Origin of the sequence: Arthrobacter sp. AQ5-05, from assembly GCF_003287975.1 — a bacterium.
Classification (GTDB): domain Bacteria; phylum Actinomycetota; class Actinomycetes; order Actinomycetales; family Micrococcaceae; genus Paeniglutamicibacter.
Genome location: NZ_QMKQ01000027.1, coordinates 41,367 through 48,333, shown reverse-complemented (window position 1 = coordinate 48,333; position 6,967 = coordinate 41,367). Strand labels below are relative to the sequence as shown.

The window sequence follows — 6,967 nt, the reverse complement described above, 5'->3', positions numbered from 1 at the left end:
GCCCGGAAATGGGGTGGGAAAGCCTGCCGCCAGTGGTCAAAACCGGTTGCCGCCGGTGGTCAGTTCAATTGCCGCTGGTGGTCAGCGGGGATTGCCGCCTACGGTCACTTTAGAACTTCCGCTGACACACTCAAGGAGACTCGCCTTTTCGGGTTCGACCCCGCGCCCTAATCGGTGGCGGTCGATGCTCCACGAGCGACCCTGCGATCAAGCCAACCTGGTGCATCGAGGATGCGGGATCATTTGGCAGCTGTCGTTGATGGAAGCGCCATGAGGCCGATCCGGTCCAGCGATCCGGTCGCACGATCCAGAAACCGGCTGAGTATTTGCTTCTGTGGAGCCAGCAATATTGCCAGTGGGGACCATCCCGGGAAAACGCGAGTATTTCCCGTGTGAGCCACGAATGGCATTGCTGGAGGCACTTGGCCGTCGACGGGTGGCCTTTCCCGTGCGGTGAGTCCGCAGCGCCGGCGATGGACCGCTTGCCCTGGACTATCCGATGGGCGTTTCAGGGCCCTGGGCATGTATGGCCGGTTCAATCCTGCCCGCGGTTTCTTGAGGCGAACCGGCGACTGTGTCCCGGCTTCCACGGCGAAGCGGTCATGGGACGGACATCCACAAACCCCTCTGGACCGATTCCGGAGGCTGGAACGTGCGAAAGAAGGTCGGCACCGTTCAGCATTGGTGGATGTCCCCGGCACCACGCCGGCGTTGGGGGACTTTCAAGTCATGGTCTGTTGATCCGGAACCGTCGGTCCACGGAGACACAGCCGGCATTGATCATTTTAGATGGCGATGATCATAGATCCGACAACGGCAGCGCGAACATGGACCAAGTCTTGCCCTGGAATGGGAAACCAGCTGGCGAGGCGGGGATGGACCAGCTGCTTCCGGGGCAAACCCCTTGTCGGCTCTGGGGCATTTGACTCCGAGCGCGACAGATACTCGCGGAGGACGAGTCGGTGAAACTCACTTGCAGCGGGTTGTCGGCGCAAGCCGCGGACGTTGGCCAAATTGTTCCGCACCTCGTATATGAACGAAGTGGAGCCCGGTTAGGCGGGAGTATCAAATACTCCAGATGTCGACGGTTCTCCTGGGTTCCTTTGATCTTCTGGAACCTTCCAGCTGCGGAACAATGTATCAGCATCGATTGTGATCGTAACCGGCTCGATCGTGGATGCTATCAAGGCATATGTGGAATTCTCTGGAGAGCTAAATAATAAACAAATGATTTACATTGTTTATACTTACGGGTTGTTCCAGTGTCCATCGTTGGGGACAACAACCTCACCCTGGTGGGAGGTAGGGGCTTAAAAAGCTCGGTGCAGCCATCCCGAGGGAGTGGCTGCACCGAGTGGACAGAAAAGTCGCGTGCCTTACAGGAAAGCTGCGAATTCCTTTTCCAGGACGGGCTTCGGCTTGGCGCCGATGGAGGTGGCAACGTGCTCGCCGCCCTGGAAGACGTAGACGGCCGGGATGCTGGTGATGCCGTACTTGGCGGCGATGGCCGGGTTGTCATCGACGTTGATCTTGACGACGTCGACCTTCTCGGCGTGCTCTGCGGCGATCTGCTCGAGGATCGGGGTCAACTGGCGGCACGGTCCGCACCACTCGGCCCAGAAATCGACGATGACCGGCTTGGTGGCCTCGAGGACCTCGGTCTGGAAAGTTGCGTCGGTGACGTCTTTGGTCTGGCTCATGGCCTGCACCTTTCGTAGAGGATCTCTTCCCCGTGCTGGGGATAGAAAATTAGTTGGAGACTGTAACTGCGTTTGCCGTTGCTGCGGCTTCGACATCGGCAAGGTAGTGCTCGACGTCCAGGGCCGCGGCGCAGCCCGAACCGGCGGCCGTGATGGCCTGGCGGTAGGAGGAGTCGATGACGTCGCCCGCGGCGAAGACGCCCGGCAGGCTGGTCTTCGAGGTGCGGCCCTCGACGGCGATGGTGCCCTCGTCCGTCAGGTCCAGGACGTCCTTGACGAGGTCGGTGCGCGGGTCGTTGCCGATGGCCACGAATATGCCGGTGACCGGGACGTCTTGGCGGGCGTCGGTCTTGAGGTTGCGCAGGGTCATGCCGGTGACCTTCTGTTCGCCGGTGATGCCGACGACCTCGGAGTCCCAGATGAATTCGATCTTCGGGTGTGCCAGGGCGCGGTCCGCCATGATCTTGGAGGCGCGCAGGGTGTCGCGGCGGTGCACCACGGTGACCTTGGAGGCGAACTTGGTCAGGAAGAGGGCTTCCTCCATGGCCGAGTCGCCACCGCCGATGACGGCGATTTCCTGGTCGCGGAAGAAGAAGCCGTCACAGGTCGCGCACCAGGAGACGCCGTGGCCGGCCAGGCGCTTCTCGTCGGGCAACCCGATCTCGCGGTAGGCGGAGCCGGTGGACAGGATCACGGCGTGGGCGCGGTACACGGTGCCGTCGCCCAGGGTGACGATCTTGATGTCCCCGGCCAGTTCGACGGCGGTGACGTCGTCAAAGAGGATCTCGGCGCCGAAGCGTTCGGCCTGCTTTTGCATATTGTCCATCAGGTCCGGGCCCATGATGCCCTCGGGGAAGCCCGGGAAGTTTTCCACGTCGGTGGTGTTCATGAGCTCGCCGCCGGCGGTCACCGAACCGGCGATGACCAGGGGCTTCATGTTGGCGCGGGCCGTGTAGACGGCAGCGGTGTAGCCTGCGGGGCCGGAACCGATGATGATGACGTTGCGGATGGCGTCTTGTGCTTCTGTGGCCACGGGTGTGCAAACCTTTCATAAGTGCGGTCTTGTTTCAAACACACCGCGGGGAAGAGGGGCTATGCGGCATAACAGCGAATGCCTTGGTGGTATTCCCGGCCCTGTCCGGCTAGGAGACGCGGAACTCGCCGATCTGCAGTCCGTACGGGCGTGAGGCGTTGGCTCCCGACGCGCGGCGCGGCAGCTCGGTGACGTTCAGGAAGACGTATTGTCCTTGGGCGCTGGCGCCGTCCTCGCCGCTGACCGGTACGGTGACCGTCGGACCCGTGAAGGAACCGCTGGAAACCATCTTGGCATCGGAAAGGTTGTTGGTCTTGCCCACGCGGATCTCGAAGGAACCGCCGGAGCCGTTGAGGCCCTCAAGCTGGATCTCGGAGATGTCGGACTGCTTCTTCAGCTCCACGATGAACACCATGTTGGAGGCCAGGCCGCCGAACTGTGGGGATGTGTAGGAATAGGACTTGTACAGGCTCGCCGGGTTGCCATCGATGGCCTTGGCCAGCGTGTCGTCGGTGTCCGAGTTGAGGTCCTGGTTTCCGGGGACCAGGCGCGTGATGTCCGCGATCTTCGGCTTGACCGCCTCGGCGCTGGGGGACTGCGAGGTCTCCCCGCTGCCACTGCCGGATTCGGAGGCGCTCTGCGTGGGGGTGCCGGTGGCCACGGGCGAAGGCTTGCCTCCGCCGAGGGTGTTGTAGGCGAAGACGACGGCCAGCACCAGGACGGCGCAGAGCAAGGCGCCGACCAACAGGCGCGTGGTCTTCTTGCCGCCCTCGCCGGCATCCTCGTCCTCGTAGTCGTCGGCAAGCGGCTCCGAATAGGACTGGGCCGCCACCGGGAAGCTGGAGGGCACGCGCTGGCCCGAATCGTCGACGGTGATGCCGCGGGACTTCTGCGCCGCGGCCAGGGCCGCCGCCGAGGTCACCACGGGCTCCTCGGCATGGCCCGGCTGCTCCATCCTGGTGACCTTGGGTGCGGGCTTGGCGACGGGCGGAGCCGGCGGAGTGACGGGCGCTGCCATGGTGGGGGCGGGGGCCTCCGGGGAGGGAACAACCGGGACCGCAGGCGACGGTGCCGAGGATGCGGGCACCGCGGGTGCCTGTTCGGTGCTCGAGCCCACCGTGGCGGGCGGCGCGACAGGCGCTGCTGCCGGGGGGACCTGCTTGCCGCGGGTGAAACGGCCCTTGATGTTGTTCAGCTTCTCGTTGAGGCTGATCTCCGGAAGCCTGTCCAGCATGGCCGGACGCTGCTCTTCCTGGGCACGCTGGTCCTCGTAGTACTCGGCGTCGTCCGCGTAGCTGGCTGGCTCCGAGGAGCGGGACACGCCAAAGATCTCGGTGCCCAGGGTGTCGGTGTAGAACGGCTCGACGTATGTCGAGTCGGCCTGGACCACCAGGTCAAGGAGGTCGGCCGGTTCTGCGAGGTTTGTCACCAGATAGGTGTTGCCCTCGGAAATGCCGAGGTCAAGAACCTGCACCGCGGCGTAACGTTCACCGGTGGCGATTTCGCGCGCGCTCGTGGCCAGCTGCGAGGCATTGGCCGTTGAACCGACGAGTATGCTCACCGGACGGTTGAGCACCTGGTCGATGCCACTGAGTACCTGGTCTCCGTCTGCCGAGGTCAAGACCGATTCGGTCACCTGGTAGCGGCCGCCAAGCACGGCGCCAGCGTCGATGGGCTGCGACACGATTCCCTCCCGGGATTACTTTGCGTTGCCGGCACCCTCATGGGTGCCCCGTTCCATGTTACCGGGCCGGGGATGGGATTTCGTGAAGAGCAAGCCCGATGTCGCCGGTGCGGCGGGCACGTGAAGCCCGCTTGCCAGGGCACCTAGCGCCGCAGCACAGGGATCCGGCGGGCGAGCGGGCCGAGGAAATTATCCAGCTCCTCGGAGCGGATCAGCCGCAGCAAGACGATGTAGACCACGGCCATGACGGAACCGACGACGGCAATCGAGATCATGGCCGAACCGATGGAACTCCATGCAAATCCCCAGCTGTATCCGCCCAGCAGCCACAGCACACCGGAGCCCGCCATACCCGAAAGTGCGGCCATCACACCGATCCGCACATAGCTGTCGATCACCTGGGCGACGCCGTAGTCCCCGTATCGGCGGACGACCAGAACGTGCGCGATCACCGCGGAGAGCACGTTGGTCGCCCCGTAGATCAGGGCCACGGCCCGGGCGATCTCCGTCGCGGGCAGGACCTGCACCGCACCGAAGGCCAGCACGACGCACAGCACGGCGATGACCGTTTGGATCAACATGGGCGTCTTGGTGTCCTCCTCGGCGAAGAAGACCCGGATCATGAAGAAGTGGATCGACTTGAATGGCAGCCCCAGCGTGGTGAGCAGCAGCAGCTGGCCGATGGCGGCGCCCTGCAGCATCGCGGTGGAGGAACTGCCGGCAAACAGCCGGCCCAGCGGCCCGGCCAGCACGATGAATGCCACCGTGGCAAAGACGATCGGCACGGCGGTGGTGCGCAATCCGCGGGAGAGCAACGGTGCGATGTCCCCGCGGCGCTTCTCGTGGAAGGCCTTGGTGAACTCGTTGAAGAGCATCGTGGCCAGGGTGAGGGCAAAGATCGAGTGTGGCAGCACCGTGATCAGCTGGGAGGTGTTCAGCGCCTGTTCGCCGGGAACATTGGCGCCACCGAAGGGCATGCCCTCACGGGCCTTGGTGGCGGCGGAGACGAACTTGGAGTTCACCAGCGAGGCGATGTTGCCGACCATCATCGAGCCCAGGGTCCAGGCGGCAAGCTTGCCCACGTGGCGCAGGCCCATGCCGCGCCAGGAAAAGTCCGGGCGCAGGTTCAGCCCGATGCGGCGCAGCGGCAGGAAGAGGGCCAGCGCCTGGACGAGGATGCCCAGGGTGGCTCCACCGGCCAGCAGGACCGTCTGGGAGGTCGTCCAGCCATCCAGCTGGTCGTTCCCGCCGCCGTAGGAGCCAAAGAGGACGATGAACGTGCCGATGGTGAGGATCTGCACCAGGTTGTTGGCCACCGGGGACCACATGTAGGCGGTGAAGCGGTTGTGGGCGTTGAGCACCTGGCCGATGACCGCATAGACGCCGTAGAAGAAGATCTGCGGCAGGCACCAGTACGCGAACGTGGTTCCCATGGCGATCATGGGTTCGGTCCAATCCAGGGTCAGCACCTTGATCAGCGGCCCGGCCATGGAAACGAGCAGCACCGTGGCCAGGCCCATCACCACGATGGTGAGGGTCACCAACTTGGAGGTGTACGCGGATCCGCGGTCGGAGGCCTTCGAGGCCTTGATGAGCTGGGGGACCAGCACCACGTTGAAGATGCCTCCGGCCAGCAGCATGAAGATGATCGTCGGGATGACGTTCGCCTTCTCGAAGATGTCGGCCATCGTGGTGCTCGAGCCGATGGCAACGGCCAGCAGCGCGGTGCGGATGAATCCGAGAATGCGGGAGACCATGGTGCCCGACGCCATCAGGGCGTATGCCTTGGACTGGCGTTGGGCCTGTTGCTCGGCCGGTGCCTGCGGGATCTTGGGTGGCGTGCCTGGGCGCGCGGGGTGCTTAGATACCTGGGACATAGTTGGGGAGTACTTCGCGCGCAAGATCGGCGATGCGCCGCTCATTGGGGAAGGACAGGCGTTTGCCTAGATCGAGCAGGGGAACCCAGGCCACGTCCACGGCTTCGTGGTCGGGGTCGTTTTCAATGGTCAGTTCGCCGCCCGTGGCACGCAGCAGGAAATGGTGCACGGTCTTGTGGACGCGGTAGTTGGTGACGGTGAACCAGTAGTCGACAGAGCCCAGCGGTGCCAGGATCTCCCCGGCGATCCCGGTTTCTTCCTCGATCTCGCGCACCGCGGCCTCTTCGTTGGTTTCCACGCCCTCGGGGTGTCCCTTGGGCAGGCACCATTCGAGCCGTCCGCCGCGGTTGTAACGGGCAATGATGGCCACCGGCAGGCTGGGAAGTGACGTGTCGATGACGACGCCGCCGGCCGAAACTTCCTCCACGGTGGGTAGCGGGTGGTGGCCGGGGCTCACCTGCGCCTGCGCATGCGCCATTGACGCAGTCAACGGCGTGCGCTTCGGGGCGCTGGGAACTGGATGGGCCATGGCAACCACTCTATCGGTTCCGCGGCGCTTAGTGGCTTGCCCCGCCCGGCCTCCGCGTGTTATTCGTGTCTTCGTTACGGGGCGGCGATGTGGCGGCGTGTGGAAGCTAACGCCGAATTGAAGTGGCCGGGATCATGGCACTAT

At 64.1% G+C, this 6,967-nt stretch carries 5 protein-coding genes; all 5 read right to left on the bottom strand.

Annotated features, from left to right (window positions below; translation table 11 throughout):
• Positions 1 to 1,376: 1,376 nt before the first annotated feature.
• Positions 1,377 to 1,700: a thioredoxin gene (gene trxA, locus DQ353_RS17590; protein ID WP_113764489.1), complete on the bottom strand. Its 324-nt coding sequence runs from the start codon at positions 1,698 to 1,700 to the stop codon at positions 1,377 to 1,379.
• A gap of 49 nt (positions 1,701 to 1,749) precedes the next feature.
• Positions 1,750 to 2,733 (bottom strand): thioredoxin-disulfide reductase, encoded by a 984-nt coding sequence (trxB, locus tag DQ353_RS17585; protein WP_113764488.1) that lies wholly within the window; start codon positions 2,731 to 2,733, stop codon positions 1,750 to 1,752.
• Positions 2,734 to 2,842: 109 nt separating this feature from the next.
• The gene (locus tag DQ353_RS17580) at positions 2,843 to 4,417 is read right to left on the bottom strand and encodes a hypothetical protein (protein ID WP_113764487.1); all 1,575 of its coding nucleotides are present in this window, start codon (positions 4,415 to 4,417) and stop codon (positions 2,843 to 2,845) included.
• Between the two features lie 143 nt (positions 4,418 to 4,560).
• On the bottom strand, positions 4,561 to 6,294 hold the full coding sequence (murJ, locus tag DQ353_RS17575; protein WP_286166882.1) for a murein biosynthesis integral membrane protein MurJ: 1,734 nt from the start codon (positions 6,292 to 6,294) through the stop codon (positions 4,561 to 4,563).
• A complete protein-coding gene (locus tag DQ353_RS17570) occupies positions 6,278 to 6,823 on the bottom strand; it encodes an NUDIX hydrolase (protein ID WP_181578475.1) in 546 nt (181 codons plus the stop codon). The genes murJ and DQ353_RS17570 overlap by 17 nt, the downstream gene beginning before the upstream one ends.
• Positions 6,824 to 6,967: the final 144 nt, after the last annotated feature.